The 18,514-nt window shown below is 69.2% G+C and carries 15 protein-coding genes and 1 pseudogene; 9 read left to right on the forward strand and 7 right to left on the reverse strand.

What is annotated here, in order from left to right; all coding sequences use genetic code 11:
- Position 1 precedes the first annotated feature (1 nt).
- Positions 2–2,059 carry a MacB family efflux pump subunit gene (locus tag CFB89_RS25705; RefSeq protein WP_089470626.1) on the forward strand — a complete coding sequence of 686 codons (2,058 nt, stop codon included), beginning with the start codon at positions 2–4 and terminating at the stop codon, positions 2,057–2,059.
- A gap of 6 nt (positions 2,060–2,065) precedes the next feature.
- Entirely contained in the window at positions 2,066–3,445 is a 1,380-nt protein-coding gene (locus CFB89_RS25710) for an efflux transporter outer membrane subunit (protein ID WP_089470311.1), read from the forward strand.
- Positions 3,446–3,481: 36 nt separating this feature from the next.
- Here the strand turns inward: CFB89_RS25710 and CFB89_RS25715 are convergent, their stop codons facing one another.
- Positions 3,482–5,020 carry an MFS transporter gene (locus tag CFB89_RS25715; protein ID WP_089470312.1) on the reverse strand — a complete coding sequence of 513 codons (1,539 nt, stop codon included), beginning with the start codon at positions 5,018–5,020 and terminating at the stop codon, positions 3,482–3,484.
- A 185-nt stretch (positions 5,021–5,205) separates the two neighbouring features.
- Here CFB89_RS25715 and CFB89_RS25720 point away from each other — a divergent pair, with 185 nt between their 5' ends.
- Positions 5,206–6,126, forward strand: a complete 921-nt coding sequence (locus CFB89_RS25720; RefSeq protein WP_089470313.1) for a LysR family transcriptional regulator — start codon at positions 5,206–5,208, stop codon at positions 6,124–6,126.
- Positions 6,127–6,177: 51 nt separating this feature from the next.
- On the opposite strand, the gene CFB89_RS25725 is transcribed toward CFB89_RS25720, so the two are convergent.
- The 6 genes from CFB89_RS25725 to CFB89_RS25750 form a co-directional block, all read right to left on the reverse strand.
- Positions 6,178–7,317, reverse strand: coding sequence for an enoyl-CoA hydratase/isomerase family protein (locus CFB89_RS25725; RefSeq protein ID WP_089470314.1), 1,140 nt, complete (start codon positions 7,315–7,317; stop codon positions 6,178–6,180).
- Entirely contained in the window at positions 7,314–8,105 is a 792-nt protein-coding gene (locus CFB89_RS25730) for an enoyl-CoA hydratase (RefSeq protein WP_089470315.1), read from the reverse strand. Before CFB89_RS25730 ends, CFB89_RS25725 begins: the two co-directional genes overlap by 4 nt.
- Complete coding sequence (gene mmsB, locus CFB89_RS25735) at positions 8,105–9,004, reverse strand: 3-hydroxyisobutyrate dehydrogenase (protein WP_089470316.1); 900 nt, start codon at positions 9,002–9,004, stop codon at positions 8,105–8,107. Before mmsB ends, CFB89_RS25730 begins: the two co-directional genes overlap by 1 nt.
- A gap of 18 nt (positions 9,005–9,022) precedes the next feature.
- The gene (locus tag CFB89_RS25740) at positions 9,023–10,552 is read right to left on the reverse strand and encodes a CoA-acylating methylmalonate-semialdehyde dehydrogenase (RefSeq protein WP_089470317.1); all 1,530 of its coding nucleotides are present in this window, start codon (positions 10,550–10,552) and stop codon (positions 9,023–9,025) included.
- Positions 10,553–10,664: 112 nt separating this feature from the next.
- The gene (locus tag CFB89_RS25745; protein ID WP_089470318.1) at positions 10,665–12,371 is read right to left on the reverse strand and encodes an AMP-binding protein; all 1,707 of its coding nucleotides are present in this window, start codon (positions 12,369–12,371) and stop codon (positions 10,665–10,667) included.
- A gap of 180 nt (positions 12,372–12,551) precedes the next feature.
- Positions 12,552–13,685, reverse strand: a complete 1,134-nt coding sequence (locus tag CFB89_RS25750) for an acyl-CoA dehydrogenase family protein (protein ID WP_089470627.1) — start codon at positions 13,683–13,685, stop codon at positions 12,552–12,554.
- A gap of 137 nt (positions 13,686–13,822) precedes the next feature.
- Here CFB89_RS25750 and CFB89_RS25755 point away from each other — a divergent pair, with 137 nt between their 5' ends.
- From CFB89_RS25755 to CFB89_RS25775, 6 genes and pseudogenes are all read left to right on the forward strand, one after another.
- A complete protein-coding gene (locus CFB89_RS25755) occupies positions 13,823–14,857 on the forward strand; it encodes an AraC family transcriptional regulator (protein WP_011354321.1) in 1,035 nt (344 codons plus the stop codon).
- 121 nt (positions 14,858–14,978) lie between these two features.
- Positions 14,979–16,535, forward strand: coding sequence for a nodulation protein NfeD (locus tag CFB89_RS25760; RefSeq protein WP_089470628.1), 1,557 nt, complete (start codon positions 14,979–14,981; stop codon positions 16,533–16,535).
- A complete protein-coding gene (locus tag CFB89_RS25765; RefSeq protein WP_089470319.1) occupies positions 16,532–17,305 on the forward strand; it encodes a slipin family protein in 774 nt (257 codons plus the stop codon). Before CFB89_RS25760 ends, CFB89_RS25765 begins: the two co-directional genes overlap by 4 nt.
- A gap of 47 nt (positions 17,306–17,352) precedes the next feature.
- Positions 17,353–17,498 (forward strand): annotated as a pseudogene (locus tag CFB89_RS35510) (metal-dependent hydrolase); the annotation flags it as partial.
- 79 nt (positions 17,499–17,577) lie between these two features.
- Positions 17,578–17,865, forward strand: a complete 288-nt coding sequence (locus tag CFB89_RS25770) for a hypothetical protein (protein WP_089470320.1) — start codon at positions 17,578–17,580, stop codon at positions 17,863–17,865.
- 255 nt (positions 17,866–18,120) lie between these two features.
- Complete coding sequence (locus CFB89_RS25775; protein WP_089470629.1) at positions 18,121–18,495, forward strand: DUF2917 domain-containing protein; 375 nt, start codon at positions 18,121–18,123, stop codon at positions 18,493–18,495.
- Positions 18,496–18,514: the final 19 nt, after the last annotated feature.

The raw sequence follows: 18,514 nt of genomic DNA on the forward strand, positions 1-18,514 counted from the left end.
GATGCGCCAGCCCCTGCTCAAACTCGCTGCCGTCACGCGACGCTTTCCGGCCGGCGACAAGGACATCGTCGTCCTGAACGACGTCAACCTGTCGATCGATGCGGGCGAGATCGTCGCGATCGTCGGCGCGTCGGGCTCCGGCAAGTCGACGCTGATGAACATCCTCGGCTGCCTCGACCATCCGAGCGAAGGCACGTACACGGTCGGCGGGCGCGACACGCACATGCTCGACAGCGACGAGCTCGCGCAGTTGCGCCGCGAACACTTCGGCTTCGTGTTCCAGCGCTATCACCTGCTGCCGCACGTCGACGCGGTCGCGAACCTCGAAATGCCGGCGATCTATGCGGGCACTCCGCATGCCGAGCGGCACGCCCGCGCCCGCGCGCTGCTCGCGCGCCTCGGCCTCGCGGATCGCGCGCATCACCGGCCCGGGCAACTATCCGGTGGCCAGCAGCAGCGCGTGAGCATCGCGCGCGCGCTGATGAACGGCGGCCAGGTGATCCTCGCGGACGAACCGACCGGCGCGCTCGACACGAAAAGCGGCCAGGACGTGATCCGCATCCTGCACGAGCTGAACGCGCTCGGCCATACGATCGTGATCGTCACGCACGACAAGGCCGTGGCGCGCCATGCGCGGCGCATCGTCGAGATCAGCGACGGCGAGATCGTCGCCGACCGGCCGAATCGTCATTACGCGGTGGCGCTCGATGAAGCCGGCGTCGGCGCGGCCACAACCGCCGAAACGGCCGCCGACACGCCCGCTGCACGGGCTTCCGACAATGCAGCGCTGCCCGCCAGCACCGACGCCAACCCCGACGCCGACGCCGGCACGGCCCCGCGCGCCCGACGCTTCGCAGCCGGCACCGGTCGCTTCGCCGAAGCGTGCCGGATGGCGTGGATCGCGCTCGTGTCGCACCGGCTGCGCACGCTGCTGACGATGCTCGGCATCATCATCGGCATCACGTCGGTCGTATCGATCGTCGCGATCGGCGAAGGCGCGAAACGCTATATGCTCGAAGAGATCGGCAGCATCGGCACCAATACGATCAGCCTCTATCCGGGCACCGACTGGGGCGACAGCCGCGCGGACACGATCCAGACGCTCGTGCCCGCCGACGTCGCCGCGCTCGCCGAGCAGCCGTACGTCGACAGCGCGACGCCCGAAACGTCGCGCACGCTGCTGCTGCGCTACCGCAACATCGACGTCCATGCGCTCGTGAGCGGCGTCGGCGACAGCTACTTCCACGCGCGCGGAATGCGTTTCGCGCTCGGCGTCCCGTTCGACGACGATGCGGTGCGCCGCCAGGCGCAAGTGGCCGTGATCGACCAGAACACGCGCCGCAAGCTGTTCGGCGCGACGCGCAATCCGGTCGGCGAAGCGATCCTGGTCGACAACGTGCCGTGCGTCGTGATCGGCGTGACCGCCGACAAGAAAAGCGCATTCGGCAGCGTGAAGAGCCTGAACGTATGGCTGCCGTACACGACCGCGAGCGGACGCCTGTTCGGCCAGCGCTATCTCGACAGCATCACCGTGCGCGTGCGCGACGGGCAGCCGAGCGCCGCCGCCGAGAAAAGCCTCGAGACGCTGATGATCCAGCGCCACGGCCGCAAGGACTTCTTCACGTACAACATGGACAGCGTGGTCAAGACCGTCGAGAAAACCGGCCAGTCGCTGACGCTGCTGCTGTCGCTGATCGCGGTGATCTCGCTCGTCGTCGGCGGGATCGGCGTGATGAACATCATGCTGGTGTCGGTCACCGAGCGCACGCGCGAGATCGGCATCCGGATGGCGGTCGGCGCGCGCCAGTCCGACATCCTGCAGCAGTTCCTCGTCGAGGCCGTGCTCGTGTGCCTGCTCGGCGGCACGATCGGCATCGCGCTGTCGTTCGGGCTTGGCGCGCTGTTCTCGATGTTCGTCGCGCAATGGAAGATGGTGTTCTCGGCCGGCGCGATCGTGACCGCGTTCGTATGCTCGACGCTCACCGGTGTGATTTTCGGGTTCATGCCGGCGCGCAACGCGTCGCGGCTCGATCCGATCGATGCGCTCGCGCGCGACTGACGAAACATGGCCATCACGCATTCCTTCCCGCCACGTCGGCTCGGCGCATTCGCGTGCGCGGCCGCGCTGCTCGCCGGCTGTGCGGGTGCGCGCCACGATCCGCTGCCGGCCGTCGCGATGCCCGCGAGCTGGGCCGCGCCGGTCGCGGCCGACGCGCCGGCCGCCACGCGAGACTGGTGGCGCAGCTTCGGCGATCCGCAACTCGACGCGTTGATCGACGACGCGCTGCGCGCCAACAGCGACCTCGCGATCGCGGCGATCCGCGTGTATCGCGCGCAGTTGCAGGCCGGGCTCGTCGATACGAACCTGACGCCCAACGTGACGCTCGGCGCGAACGGCGCCGTGTCGCGCACGCTCGATACGCACCGGACGAGCCGCTCGAGCGGTATCAACGGTTCGCTCAGCTACGAAATCGACCTGTGGGGCCGGCTGGCCGCGCTGCGCGATGCCGCGCGCTGGGAAGCCGACGCGACGGCCGCCGATCTCGAAGCCGCGCGGCTGTCGCTGATTGGCACGACCGCGGCGCTGTACTGGCAGCTCGGCTATCTGAACCGGCAGATCGCGCTCGGCGACGCGAACATCGCGTATGCGGCGCGCACGCTCGCGCTGGTGCGGTCGCGGCATACGGCCGGCGCCGTGTCGGGGCTCGACCTCGCGCAGGCCGAACAGAGCCTCGCCGCGCAGCGCGCGGCGCAGACGCAGCTGATCCAGCAGCGCACCGAAAACCGCCACGCGCTCGCGATCCTGTTCGACCGGCCGCCGCAGCAACTCGCGGCCGAACCGGCGGCGCTGCCCGACGCCGCACCGCCCGACGTGGCGGCCGGTCTGCCGGCCAGCCTGCTCGGCCGGCGCCCGGACCTGCGTGCGGCGGAATTCCGGCTGCGCGAGTCGCTCGCGCAGGTCGACGCGACCCGCGCGAGCTTCTACCCGACCTTCACGCTGACCGGCAGCGCCGGCACGACGAGCACGAGCCTCGAGCGCGTGCTGACGAACCCGGTCGGCACGCTCGGGCTCGGCCTCGCGCTACCGTTCATCCAGTGGAACACGATGCAGTTGCAGATCAGGGTGTCGAAGTCGCAATACGAGGAAGCGGTGGCCGGATTCCGCCAGCGGCTCTACACGGCGCTCGCGGAAGTCGAGAATGCGCTGTCCGCGCGCGTGCAGCTCGAACGCGAAGCCGAACAGCGCGCGCTGTCGCTCGCGCAGGCGCAGCGCGCCGAACGGCTCGCCGCCGCGCGCTTCGCGGCCGGCGCGACCGCCGTGCAACCGTGGCTCGACCAGCAGCAGGTGTTGAGGAGTGCGCAAAGCGCCGACGAACTGACGCGCCTGAACCGGCTCAACAACCAGATGAAGCTGTACCGCGCGCTTGGCGGCGGGACTTCCTGACCAGCGTTGCACACCACGCGCCGCGCGCCGGCCGCGTCATTCACACACGACGGCCCCGCGCCGCGCCGGCGCGAACGCCACCGCGCTCGCGGCCGCGAGCACGGCCACGCCGGCCGCACCGTACACCATCACCCAGCCGAAGCCCTGCACAAGCGCCGCGTGCAGCGCCGCGCCGCCCGGGTCGGCCTGCGCGAGCGCCGGCGCGATCGCCTGCAACCCGTCGGTGCGGCCCGCCGCGATTTCCTGCGCGAGCCGGCGCAGCGCCGCGCCGCCGATCGCGCCGGCCGGCCCGCCCTTCAGGCTCGCGACGATCCCCGCCACCAGCACGAAGCCCATCGTCGCGATGTTCAGCGCGAGCGAGATCATCCGCGCGCTCATGTCGATGCCCGACGCCATCCCGGCCCGCGCGCTCGGCACCGCGCCCGTCGTCGTGTTGGTGACGGGCGTGTTCGTCAGGCCGAGCCCGATGCCGGCGATCACGCAACCCGGCAGCATCGTCAGCCAGCTCGCATGATCGGCCGCGCTGCCGAGCCGCATCAGCACGAAACCGGCCGCGATCGTGAACAGGCCGCCCGGAATCACGACGCCCGGCCCGTAGCGCAGAGCGAGCCGTTCGCCGAACGGCGGCGCGATCAGCGTCGGCAGCGTGTACGCGAGCAACGCGAGGCCGGCCGTCACGCTGTCGTAGCCGAGGGCGACCTGGAACCAGATCGGCAGGTAGATCATGAATGGCCAGAAGCTGAAGTTCATCCCCATCGAGCCGAAGATCGCGCCGGTGAACGCGCGGATCCGGAACACCGAGAAGTCGAACATCGGCCGCGCGCTGGCGCGCTCCGCGATGACGAAGCCGATTACCGCGAGCACGGTCGCGCCGAGCACGCCGAGGCCGGCCCCGCTCGTGAGCCCGAGTTCGGCGCTTTGGGTAATGTAGAACGCGAGGCCGAGCACCGCGAGTGACAGCGTGACGATGCCCGCGACGTCGAGCGCGCCCGCATGCGGATCGCGCGATTCCTGCACCGCGCCGCCGATCAGCACGAGCGCGACGGCCGCGAGCGGCGCATGGACGAGGAACACCCACGGCCAGCTCGCCAGCGCGACGATCGCGCCGCCGACGATCGGCCCGAACCCGAGCCCGATGCCGAACACGATCCCCCAGATCCCGAACGCGCGGCCGCGCTCGCGCCCTTCGCGGAACTGATGCGACAGCACCGCGATCTGGCAGATCAGCATCGCGCCGCCGCTCGCGCCCTGCAACAGCCGGCCCGCGACGAGCACCGGCACGTTCGGCGCGAGCCCGCACAGCAGCGACGTCGCGCCGAACAGCACGGTGCCGCTCACGTACACGCGCTTGCGGCCGAACCGGTCCGCGAGCGTGCCGGCCGCCATCAACACCGTCGTACACGCGATCGTGTACGCGTTCATGATCCACTGCATGCCGTTGAAATCGCCATGCAGCACGTGTTCGAGCGTCGGCAGGATCACCGGCACGCTCGAGATCTCGAGGCCGAACATCAGCGACGTGAGACAAACGGCCGCGAGCGCGACCGCATTCCTGCGGGAGTCGGATAGCGTCATGCGTATTGCGCGGCGGCCCGGCGACAGGCCGCGCGCCTCCAGGTGAGTAGGATTCGCCGCGTGCGGCCGGCGACGCACGCTGGGTGGGAATCGGTACTATAGTGAGAACCCATCTCCCCATTGACGCACGTATTTCCGCGCACTGGGGAATCTCAGGACCCAATCGACCCAACACGCAACTCACGATGACCGACAGACTCGACGGCGTCACGACCTTCGTCCAGGTCGTGGAATCGGGCAGCTTCGCGCTGGCCGCGGAGCGGCTCGACATGACGCGCTCGGCGGTCGGCAAGGCAATCGCGCGGCTCGAGAAGCGGCTCGGCGCACGGCTACTGCAGCGCACGACGCGCAGCCAGAGCCTGACCGACGACGGCCAGGCGTACTACGACCGCTGCGTGCGCGCGCTGGCGGAGCTGGAAGCGGCGGAAGCCGATCTCGACTGCGGCCGCCACGAGGCGTGCGGCAAGCTGCGGCTGAGCGTGCCGCTCGCGTTCGGGCCTCACTGCGTGACACCCATCGTGCTCGACCTGGCGCGCACTTACCCGCATCTGCGGATCGACGTGTCGATCACCGACCGCTTCGTCGATCTCGTCGAGGAAGGGATCGATCTGGCGGTGCGAATCGGCACGCTCGCGGACAGCACGAGCCTCGCGGTGCGGCGGCTCGGCACGCAATACGGCAGCCTCGGCGCGGCGCCATCGTATCTCGCGCGCTACGGGATGCCGAAAACGCTCGACGATCTGAAGCATCACCGGACGATCGCGTATTCGCGTTCGGGCGTGGTGCAGCCGTGGGATTTGCGCGCGCCGGATGGCTCGACGGTGCGGATCGACATGCCGCATCAACTGAGTTTCGACGACGTGCAGGCGATCGCCGCGGCCGGCGCGGCCGGGTTCGGGATCGCGTGGGTGCCGAGCTGGCTGCTCGACCATTACGTGAAGCGCGGGGAGATGGTGGTCGTGCTCGATCGCTGCTTCGTCTGCGAAGGCGACATTCACGCGATCTGGCCGAAAACGCGCTACCTGCCGCGCAAGACCCGCTGCGTGATCGATGCGCTCGCGCAGGCGGTGCCGCCGATGATCGAACGCCCGGACGAAGCGCACTGAGACGAGTGGAAACCGACGCGCCGTGCGGCGCGTCGGGCCATCACGCAAGGGTCACGCCGCGCCGAGATCGGCGAGCGGATGCGCGAACAGCTTCCACGGCGACGTCAGGAAATGCCGCACGCGTTCGGCGCGCAACTCGACGAGCGATGCGGGCGCCCAGCGCGGCTTGCGATCCTTGTCGACGAGATGCGCGCGCACGCCTTCGCAGAAATCGCCTTCCTCGATCGCCCGCTCGACGATGCCGAGCTCCATCCGGAACGACTCCGCGAGCGTCATCTGCCGGCCGCGCAGCAGCGCCTCGCGCGTCACGGCGAGCATCGTCGGCGAATGGCTCGCGAGCGCATCGAGCGTCGCCTGCAGCCATTGGCGTTGCTCGCGCGCCAGCTCGTCGCGCGCCAGATCCTGCGTGAGCGTCGCGACGATCCGCTCGACGGTCGAGCGCTTGTCGAAATGGCGGACGATCCACGGCATCTGGCTGTCGAGCGCCGCATGCGGCACCACGTTGCACGGCGGCTCGAACACCTTGCGCAGCAACGGCAGCGCATCGCCGTCCCACTTGACGCTTTCGATGCGCGTCTCGAACGTGTCGAGCCACGCGGACGGCACGCACAGATCCGCGAGCTTCGCGCTCAGCGCGTCGGCGCCCGACAGCATCGCGCCGGTCAGCCCCACGTACAGTTCGAGTTCGACCGGCATGCGCGACAGGAAATGCGTCGCGCCCACGTCAGGCACGAGGCCGATGCGCGTTTCCGGCATCGCGATCTTGCTGCGCTCGGTCGCGACACGCAGCGCCGCGCCCTGCGCGAGGCCCATGCCGCCGCCCATCGTCACGCCGTCCATCAGCGCGACCACCGGCTTCGGGAACGCGTGGATCGCGTAATCGAGCCGGTATTCGTCGACGAAGAACGGCAGCCACGTTTCGCGCTGCGCGACCATCTTGTACAACGCACGCACGTCGCCGCCCGCGCAGAAGCCCTTCTCGCCCGCGCCGCGCAGCACGACCGCGACGATCTGGTCGTCGTGGCGGCAGCGCTCGAACAGCGCCGCGAGTTCGCCGATCATCGCGTACGACAGCGCGTTGAGCGCGGCCGGCCGGTTCAGCGTGATCAGCGCCACGCGGTTCACCACGCGAAACAGCACCTCGGGCGCATGCTCCGCGAAAACGTCGTGATTCGTCACCGGCGTGCTCATCGTTGCGGCTCTCCATCGGTATGCCATTGCGGCGCGCGCTTGCCCAGGAACGCCGCCACGCCTTCGCGCGGATCGGCCGTGTCGAACAGGTCGACGAAGCGTTCGCGCTCGACGGCAAGCGCCGCGCCGCGCGGTACGCCGCGGCGCGCGAGGCCGATCAGCTCCTTGCTGTAGGCGACTGCATGCGGGCTTTGCCGCGCGACGTTGCGCGCCAGCGCGAGCGCCGCATCGCGCGCGGCGCCGCTTTCCACCACGTCCTCGACGAGGCCGATCCGCAGCGCGGTAGCCGCATCGACGCGCGCGCCGGTCAGGATGATCTTCTTCGCCCAGCCTTCGCCGACGAGCCAGGGCAGCGTCTGCGTGCCGAGCCCGCACGGCAGCAGGCCAACCGACGGTTCGGGCAGCGCCATCTGCGCATGCGTCTCGGCGATCCGCAGGTCGCACGCGAGCGCGCATTCGAGACCGCCGCCCATCGCATAGCCGTTGATCGCCGCGATCGTCACGACGCGCGCGTCGTGCAGCGCCTCGAACGCCGCGCCGAAGCGCGACGCCATCGCACGCGCGACCGCGCGGTCGCCGTTGGCGAACGTGTTGAGGTCGGCGCCCGCGCTGAAGAATTTCGGGCCGTCGCCGGTGATCACCAGCGCACGCACGCGCGGGTTCGCATTCAGTTCGGCGACGGTTTGCTGCAATTGCTGCAGCCCGTCGGCGGTAAAGGCGTTCGCGGGCGGACGCTTGAGCGTCGCGCACGCGATCGCGCCGTCGTCGACGTAGTCGAGTTCGATCATCACGCGTCCTTCTTCGTGGCCGGTTGATACAGGCGGATCACCGCCGAGAAATCGAGCTGGCCGTCGCCGCGGCTGCTCATCGTCTGGTACAGCTGCTGCGCGAGCGCGCCGAGATAGACGGGCTGGCGCGCCTGCTTCGCCGCATCGTTCGCGAGGCCGAGATCCTTCAGCATCAGGTCGGTGCCGAAGCCGCCCGTGTAGCCGCGCGACGACGGCGCGGTCTCGATCACGCCCGGATACGGGTTGTAGGTGTCCGAACTCCAGCAGCGGCCCGTCGACGTGTTGACGATGCCGGCCAGCACCTTCGGGTCGATGCCGAGCGCGACGCCGAGCGACATCGCCTCCGACACCGCCGCCATCGAGATGCCGAGCACGAGGTTGTTGCAGACCTTCGCGACCTGCCCCATCCCGGTCGCGCCGCAATGGACGATGTTCTTGCCCATCCCGGCGAGCACCGGCTTCACGCGCTCGAAATCCGCGTCGCTGCCGCCGACCATGAAGGTCAGCGTGCCGGCCGCCGCGCCGCCGGTGCCGCCCGACACCGGCGCATCGACGAACGCGCCGCCGTGCTCGCGCACCAGCGCGCCGAACGCCTGCGCGCTCGCCGGGTCGATCGTGCTCGAATCGATCACGGTCGCGCCCGCGCCGAGGCCGGCCAGCACGCCGTTCTCGCCGGCGAGCACCGAGCGCACGTGCGGCGCGGCCGGCAGCATCGTGATCACGAACGTCGCGCCCGATGCCGCATCGCGCGGGGAAGCTGCCACCTGCGCGCCGGCGTCCTGCAGCGCGCGCAACGCGTCGGCGCTCAGGTCGAACGCGTGCACGTCATGGCCGGCTTTCAGCAGGTTCAGCGCCATCGGCGCGCCCATGTGGCCGAGGCCGATAAATCCGATCTTCATGTTGGTTTCCTCCGCCGCTCAATGCAGCCGGATCGTCGTGTTCACCGGGCCGGCCGTCGTGTCGTCGTCGAACCAGCGCGCGGTGACCGTCTTGGTCTGCGTGTAGAACTGCACGACCTGCTTGCCGTACGGGCCGAGATCGCCGAGCTTCGAGCCGCGCGAACCGGTGAAGCTGAAGAACGGCACGGGCACCGGGATCGGGATGTTGATGCCGACCTGCCCGACGTCGATCTCGCTCTGGAACTTGCGTGCGGCCGCGCCGCTCTGCGTGAAGATGCCCACGCCGTTGCCCATCGGGTTCGCGTTGACGAGCGCGATCGCTTCGTCGAGCGTGTCGACCTCCATCACGACCAGCACGGGACCGAAGATTTCATGCGTGTAGATCGACATGTCGGTCGTCACGCCGGAGAAGATCGTCGGGCCGATGAAGTTGCCTTCCTCGAAGCCCGCGACCTTCACATCGCGGCCGTCGAGTTCAAGCTTCGCGCCTTCCTTGATGCCCATGTCGATCAGCGACAGAATCCGCGCCTTCGCGCCCCGCGACACCACCGGCCCGACGTCGGTGCCCGCTTCGGAGCCCGCGTTGACCTTCAGCGTCTTCGCCTTCGCGACGAGATCGGGCAGCCATTCGCGCGCGCTGCCGACGAGCACCGCGACGGAAGTCGCCATGCAGCGCTGGCCGGCCGCGCCGAAGCCCGCGCCGACGAGCGCGTTGATCGCCTGCTCGCGGTTCGCGTCGGGCAGCACGATCGCGTGGTTCTTCGCGCCCATCATCGACTGCACGCGCTTGCCGTTCTGGCTGCCGAGGTTGTACACGTGCGTGCCGACGGCCGTCGAGCCGACGAACGAGATCGCCTTCACGAGCGGATGCGTGCAGATCGCATCGACCACGTCCTTGCCGCCGTGCACGACGTTCAGTACACCTTTCGGTACGCCGGCCTCGATCGCCAGTTCGACGAGTTCCATCGTCGACATCGGGTCCTGCTCGGACGGTTTCAGCACGAACGTGTTGCCGCACACGATCGCCATCGGGAACATCCACAGCGGAATCATCGCGGGGAAGTTGAACGGCGTGATGCCCGCGCACACGCCGATCGGCTGACGCAGCGTGTAGGTGTCGACGCCGCCCGCGACGTTCTCCGCGAATTCGCCGAGCTGCAGCGTACCGACCGAGCACGCGTGCTCGACCACTTCGAGGCCGCGGAAGATGTCGCCTTCGGCATCGGGAATCGTCTTGCCCTGCTCGGCCGTCAGCGTCTTCGCGATGCGCGGCTGGTTCGCGCGCACCAGATCCTGGAACTTCAGCATGATGCGCATGCGCGCGGAAATCGGCGTGTTCTTCCACGTCGCATACGCGGCGTGCGCGGCCCGCACCGCCGCGTCGACTTCCGCGACGGTTGCGAACGGCACGCGCGCGAGCACCTGCTGCGTCGCCGGGTTGACGACGTCGCGCCACTCGCTCGTGGCGGACTCGACGAAAGCGCCGTCGATCAGCAGCTTGACCGTCGGCACGTCTTGCCCCGTGCGGGGCGTCGGATTCGCGTTCATCAGCGTTTTCTCCTTGCAGTGAGCCGCGTGGCATCAGGCAACGCGCGGCCGGTTCGATTCAGTGCGGCTGCGGACGGCGCGCCGAAAAATGCGGCGCGCGGCCCGCGGCCGGTCATTTCAGTTCGGCGGCGAAATCTTCTTCCCAGTACTCGCCGGGCATGCGCGCGCTGGCATCGTCGCCGCGCTCGATCTCGCGGCGGCGCAGCTCGACGCGGCGGATCTTCCCCGAGATCGTCTTCGGCAGCTCCGCGAATTGCAGGCGGCGAATACGCTTGTACGGCGCGAGCTTCTCGCGCGAGAAACGGAAAATCTCCAGCGCAAGCGCAGGGCTTTCGTCATAGCCCTGGCGCAGCGTGATGAACGTCTTCGGCACCGACAGCCGCACCGGGTCCGGGCTCGGCACGACGGCCGCCTCGGCGATCGCCGGATGCTCGATCAGCACGCTTTCCAGTTCGAACGGGCTCAGCCGATAGTCGGACGACTTGAACACGTCGTCCGCGCGGCCGACGTACACGTAGTAGCCGTCGTCGCGGCGCATCGCGATGTCCGACGTGCGGTAGTGACCGTCGCGCATCGCGTGGGCCGTCGCGTCGGGATTGTTCGCATAGCCTTTCATCAGCCCGACCGGGCGCGTGACGTCGTCGCCGATCGGCAGCGCGACCTCGCCTTCGGTCACCGGCGCGCCGTCCGGGTCGAGCAGCGCGATCCGGTAGCCGGGCAGCGGCCGGCCCATCGAACCGGCGACGACCGGCTGGCCCGGCGAGTTGCCGATCAGGCAGGTCGTCTCGGTCTGGCCGTAGCCGTCGCGAATCGAAATGTTCCACGCCTTCTTCACGCGCTCGATGATCTCCGGATTCAGCGGCTCGCCCGCGCCCACGATCTCGCGCAGTTTCACGTCGAACGACGCGAGCGGCTGCTGCACGAGCATGCGCCACACGGTCGGCGGCGCGCACAGCGTCGTCACCCGGTATTTGACGAGCGCATCGAGCACGACCTTCGGCTCGAAACGCGCATAGTTGAATGCGAACACGCAGGCCTGCGCATTCCACGGCGCGAAGAAGCAGCTCCACGCGTGCTTCGCCCAGCCCGGCGAGCTGATGTTCCAGTGGATGTCGCCCGGCTGAAGGCCGACCCAGTACATTGTCGACAGATGGCCGACCGGATAGGTGCGGTGCGTGTGCTCGACGAGCTTCGGCTTCGACGTCGTGCCCGACGTGAAGTACAGCAGCATCGGATCGTTCGCGTGCGTGACGGCATCCGGCTCGAACGCGGCGCTTGCCGCGTAGCCGTCGTTCATCGCGAGCCAGCCTTCGCGCGGCGCGCCGGCGACGATCTTCTGCTTGAGGCCGAGGCCGGCCTGCTCGAACTTCGCGGTTTCGTTTTCGTCGACGATCGCGTAGGTCGCGCCGCCGATCTGCACGCGGTCGCGCACGTCGTCGGGCGACAGTTGCGTGGTGGCGGGCAGCACGATCGCGCCGAGCTTCATCGCGGCCAGCATCGCATCCCACAGCTCGACCCGGTTCGGCAGCATCAGCAGAATGCGGTCGCCGCGCACGACGCCGATCGAACGCAGCCAGTTCGCGATCCGCGACGAACGCTCGGACATCTGCGCGAAGGAATACGGATCGCCGGTGCCGGTCGCCGCGTCGACGATCCACAGCGCGGGCTGGTCGTTGCCGCGCGCCATCGGGTCGAAGTAGTCGAGCGCCCAGTTGAACGCATCGAGCACCGGCCATGCGAAATCGCGGTATGCAGTGTCGTAGTCGGTGCGATGGCGCAGCAGAAAGTCGCGTGCGTCCAGGAATGCCTGTACCGTCATGTGTCGTCTCCGTCCAGTCTCCATGCCCAGCGGTCAACCGGCGCATGCAGCACCTGCGCCGGTCCGTGTTGCACGGCGCACGGTCACGTCGTTGCGTGCCGCGTTCGCCGCGCTGCCTTCCTGCCTGCTTCGTGTGCCTGCTTGTTCGATTGCGTGGTGTCGGATGGCGCGCGCCGCGACTCAAAGCTGCCGCGCGATCACCATCCGCTGCACTTCGCTGGTGCCTTCGTAAATCTGCGTGATGCGCGCGTCGCGATAATGACGCTCGACTTCGTAATCGGCCAGGTAGCCGTAGCCGCCGTGGATCTGGATCGCATCCGAACACACGCGCTCGGCCATCTCGGACGCGAACAGCTTCGCCTGCGACGCTTCCGACAGGCACGGCAGCCCGGCCGTGCGCAGCTTCGCCGCGTGATGCACGAGCAGGCGCGCGGCGTTGATCTGTACGGCCATGTCGGCGAGCTTCTGCTGGATCGCCTGATGTTCGGCGATCGGCTTGCCGAACTGCACGCGCTCGCCCGCATAGCGGCGCGCCTTGTCGAACGCGGCACGGGCGATGCCGAGCGCCTGCGCGGCGATGCCGATGCGCCCGCCTTCGAGGTTCGACAACGCGATCTTCAGCCCTTCGCCGCGATTGCCGAGCAGGTTCGCTTCCGGAATCGCGCAGTTCTCGAACGTGATCGGGCACGTATCCGACGCGCGAATGCCCATCTTCTTCTCGGGCTTGCCGACGATGAAGCCCGGCGTGTCGGTCGGCACCAGGAACGCGGAAATGCCGCGCTTGCCGGCTTCCGGGTCCGTCATGGCAAAAACGATCGCCACACCGGCGCGCTGGCCGTTGGTCACGAACTGCTTCGCGCCGTTCAGCACCCATTGGCCGTCGCGCAGTTCGGCCCGCGTGCGCAGGTTGTTCGCCTCGGAACCCGCATGCGGCTCGGTCAGGCAGAATGCGCCGATCACGCGGCCGGCCGCCATGTCGGCCAGCCAGCGATCCTTCTGCGCGGGCGTGCCGAAGCCGAGGATCGGCCCGCAGCCGACCGAGTTGTGCACGCTCATCATCGTCGCGCACGCGGCGTCGCCGGCCGCCACTTCCTCCATCGCCAACGCATAGGCGACGTAGTCCGTATACGAGCCGCCCAGTTCCTGCGGCACGATCATCCCGAGCAGGCCGAGCTCGCCGAGCTGCGCGACGATCGCGTCGGGCAGGCGCGCATCGTGGTCCCACTGCGCGGCGTTCGGCGCCAGCATCTCGGTGGCAAAGGCGCGCGCGGCGTCGCGGATCATCCGCTGGTCTTCGGTGTAAAGCTCGTCCATGGTGCTGCTGTCTCCCGCGGCCGCCGGGCGCGACCGTCCTTGCGTTTCGATGCAACAAGTGTAGGCAAGCGCGCGCGACTGTTCGATGCTCGCGTCGCTCATTTACACTGAGCGTTTTTGCCACACCGGCGACACCGATGAAGCAGGAAGACAAGGGAACCGTTGCGATCAGCCTCGTCGCGTACAGCGTCGCGCTCGCTACGCGGCGCGGCGTCGCGGCCGAGCCGCTGCTCGCGCAGGCCGGCATCGCGCCGGCGCTGCTCGGCCAGCCGCGCGCACGCGTGTCCGCGCAGCAATACGGCGCGCTGTGGAACGCGATCGCACGCACGCTCGACGACGAGTTTTTCGGGCAGGATCGCCACCCGATGCGCAGCGGCAGCTTCATCGCGATGAGCCAGGCGGCGCTGTCCGCGCGCGACGGGCTGCATGCGATGGCGCGCGCGGTGAACTTCATGCACTGCGTGCTCGACGACCTCCATGCGGAACTCGACGCGAATCCACAGCGCGTGCGGCTGCGTTTCGTGCACCGCAACAACGGCGCGACGCCGGCGATGTTCACGTACGCGACCTATTTCATCATCGTGTACGGGCTCACCTGCTGGCTGATCGGCCGGCGCATTCCGCTGCTGCACGCGAGCTTCCGCTGCGACACGCCGCCCGCCGACCACGAATACCCGTCGATGTTCTGCGACGACATGCGTTTCAACGAGCCCGATTCGTATGTCGATTTCGATCCCGAATTCGCGACGCTGCCGGTCGTGCAGAACGCGAAGACGCTGAAGACGTTCCTGCGCAACGCGCCGGCCAGCTTCATCGTCAAGTACCGCAACCCGAACGCGCTCGCGCAGCGCGTGCGCGCGGTGCTGCGCGGGATGCCGCCCGCCGCGTGGCCGGGCGCGGGCGGGATGGCCGCGCGGCTGCACGTGGCCGAGGCCACGCTGCGCCGCAAGCTGCACCAGGAAGGCCACGCGTACCAGTCGATCAAGGACACGCTGCGGCGCGATCTCGCGTTCGAGGCGCTCGCCGACCCCGCCCGCACGATCGCCGACGTCGCGGCCGCGACCGGGTTCGCCGAGCCGAGCGCGTTTTACCGCGCGTTTCGCAAATGGAGCGGGCGCAGCCCGGCCGACTATCGCGACGAAGTGCTCGCGCGCGGCGGCGGCGCAAGCTGACGCCGGCCGGCGCGGCCGCATCTTCGCGCTTTCCGCCGAAACCGCCTAATCTTCAAGCATCGGGCCCACGCCCTTTTCGCAAGCCGGACGGTACGCGGCCGTGCGCCGCCCGGACGTCCCGATGCGTTTTCACCGTCATGAGCCGCCGCCTGTGCCTGCCGCGCCCGGCGGCCGGCCCCGTCACCCGCTGTCCGCGCGGGTCGCGCGCGCCGCGCTGTTCGCGGCGCTGCTCGTCGTATGCGCCGCGCTCGCCGCGCCGCTATCGGCCGACGTGCCCGCCGCGCATCCGGTCGTCGTGATTCCCGTCAACGGCGCGATCGGCCCGGCCAGCGCCGATTTCATCGTGCGTTCGCTCGACCGCGCGGCCCGCGAGCACGCGCCGCTCGCGATCCTCCAGCTCGACACGCCCGGCGGCCTCGATACGTCGATGCGGCAGATCATCAAGGCCATCCTCGGCTCGCCGGTGCCGGTCGCCGCGTTCGTCGCGCCGGGCGGTGCGCGGGCGGCGAGCGCCGGCACCTACATCGTCTATGCGAGCCACTTCGCGGCGATGGCGCCCGGCACCAACCTCGGCGCGACGTCGCCCGTGCAGTTCGGCATCGGCGGCGCCGCGCCGCCGGGCGCCAATCCCGGTGCGCCGCGACCGACCGGTGCGGCGGGCACATCTGACGCGTCCGCCACGGCGGCCGCGCTGCCGACCGACACGCAATCGACCGAGATCCGCAAGGCAATGCAGGACGCGTCCGCGTACATCCGCGGCCTCGCGCAGTTGCGCGGGCGCAATGCCGAATGGGCCGAGCGCGCGGTGCGGGAAGCCGTAAGCCTGTCGGCGAGCGAGGCGCGCGCGCAGCACGTGGTCGACCTGATCGCGCAGGACCCGGCCGATCTCGCGCGCGAGCTCGACGGCCGCGCGATGACGACGACGGCCGGCACGCTGCATCTCGCGACCGCGCACGCGCCGCTCGTCGTGCTCGCGCCCGACTGGCGCAACCGGTTCCTCGCGGTCATCGCCGATCCGAACGTCGCGCTGATCCTGCTGACGATCGGCATCTACGGCCTGTTCTTCGAATTCGCGAACCCCGGCTTCGTGCTGCCGGGCGTCGCCGGCACGATCTGCCTGCTGGTCGGGCTGTTCGCGATGCAGTTGCTGCCGATCAGCTATGCGGGCCTCGGGCTCGTGCTGCTCGGGCTCGGCTGCCTCGTCGCCGAGGCGTTCCTGCCGACCTTCGGCGTGCTCGGCTTCGGCGGCATCGTCGCGTTCACGATCGGCGCGCTGATGCTGATCGACACCGACGTGCCCGGCTACGGCATTCCGTGGCCCGTGATCGCGAGCCTCGCGCTCGGCGGCGGGCTGCTCGTCGCGGGCGTGTCGAGCGTCGCGCTGCGCGCGCGCCGCCGCCCGGTCGTGACCGGCGCCGAGGCGATGCTCGGCAGCATCGGCGAAGTGCTCGACGACGGCCTGCAGCCGGACCAGCCGCAGCCGCACGGCGCGGCCGGCGCACCGCCGTCGGCCGCCGGCTGGGCGCGCGTGCACGGCGAGCGCTGGCGCGTGGCGAGCAGCATGCCGCTGGCCGCCGGCTGCCGCGTGCGCGTGACCGGCCGCCACGGGCTGACGCTGACGGTCGCGCCGCTCTACGACGCGCCCGCCCCCGCCCATCCCCACGGAGAACCTTCATGATCGGTTACACGTTCGGCTTCAGCAGTGTCCTGGTCGTCTTCGTCGTGGTGCTCGTCGCGTCGTCGATCCGCATCTTTCGCGAGTACGAGCGCGGCGTCGTGTTCATGCTCGGCCGGTTCTGGAAGGTGAAGGGGCCGGGGCTCGTACTGATCATTCCGATCGTCCAGCAGGTCGTGCGGATCGACCTGCGCACCGTCGTGTTCGACGTGCCGGCGCAGGACGTGATCACGCGCGACAACGTGTCGGTGAAGGTCAATGCGGTCGTGTATTTCCGCGTCGTCGATCCCGAAAAGGCCGTGATCCAGGTCGCGCGCTTCTTCGAGGCGACGAGCCAGCTCGCGCAGACGACGCTGCGCGCGGTGCTCGGCAAGCACGAACTCGACGCGCTGCTCGCCGAGCGCGAGCAATTGAACGCGGACATCCAGAAGACGCTCGACGCGCAGACCGATGCGTGGGGGATCAAGGTGTCGACGGTCGAGATCAAGCACGTCGACCTGAACGAAACGATGATCCGCGCGATCGCGCGGCAGGCCGAAGCCGAACGCGAGCGGCGCGCGAAGGTGATTCATGCGGAGGGCGAATTGCAGGCGTCGGAGAAGCTGCTGCAGGCCGCGCAGCGGCTCGCGCAGCAACCGCAGGCGATGCAGTTGCGCTATTTGCAGACGCTGACGACGATCGCCGCGGACAAGAATTCGACGATCGTGTTTCCGTTGCCGGTCGATCTGCTGGGCGCGTTGCTGGATCGGCTGGGGCCGCCGCGCGAGCATTGAGACGCGCTGCAGCGGCCCGCGCGACGCCGCGGCTGCGGCCGATGCCGATGGGCGCGGCGCCGCGCTACTTCATGCCGGGCTCTACGCCGCACCACGAAGACTCGACCGAGCAGGCGCTCGCCTACCTCGCGCGCGCGCCGGCCGCACAGGCGGCCGCGCACGGCGGCAACCGGGCACGACAAAAGGCGCATGACAGGGTGGCCGGCCGGTTCGGCGGGCGGCGCCCGCCGAAATGCGTACAATCGCGGCTTCAATTTCCCGGAGGTGCCGCGATGGCGATGAAGAAAACCGATCTCGAAAAGAACAAGGCGCTCAAGCTGACGCAAGCGATGAAACAGTCGAGCTCCGCGCGTTTCGGCAAGGGCGCCGACGAAGCGGCCAAGCTGGATCGCCGCGCACAGCGCAAGCTCGACCAGGAACAGGGCCTCGTGCCGTTCGCGTGCAAGCTCAACGCCGAGCTCGTCGAACAGCTGAAGGCCCGCGCGGCCACGCACCCGGAAGGGATGACGGGCCTGCTGTCCGAACTGCTCGTCAACGGCCTCGCGCAACGCGACGCGTAACCGCCACGCCACGCGTCTCGACATTTCCATTGACACGGCTGCGCGGCCGCGACACACTCGTTCGCATGCCTACGTTCAAGCTCGTCGCCATCGCGATTCATTGCCCGGTGAACATTCGAAAGAATGGATCACGGGAGGCGCTTGTGCGTTAGCAATCGAGCAGTACCGCATGTCACACAAGGCCTCGCCGGAAACGGATGAGGCCTTTTTGTTCTGGTGCACGTCATCCGTCCGGCTCACTGAATGGAGAAGACGATGGACCAGGCAAGCCCGCTGTTTGACCGTCCCGATCGGCGCGTCGCCGGCACGATCGCGTTACCGACCGTCGTGATCCGCTTCGCGGTCGCGCCGCGCACGACAATGACGTGGCGCGCGCCGCAGGACGCGGAGATCCGCGCGCACGGCGCGGCGCTGTGGATCACGCGCCCGCCCAGCGTCGACGATTACTGGGTGCGGCCCGGCGACGTGCTGCGCATCGCGCGCGGCGAGCGCATCTGGCTCGGCACCGATGCCGACCAGTCCGCCGAAGCGACGATCACGACCGCGTACGTGAGGCGCGGCGAACGCATCAGGCGCATGCTCGCGCAAGTGCAACGTTTGCTTGTCGGAATAGGAAGAAGGAGTGGATGAGCGGCGTGCGTGCCGTTGT

The sequence above is a fragment of the Burkholderia sp. AU16741 genome (assembly GCF_002223345.1).
GTDB classification, from domain to species: Bacteria; Pseudomonadota; Gammaproteobacteria; order Burkholderiales; family Burkholderiaceae; genus Burkholderia; species Burkholderia sola.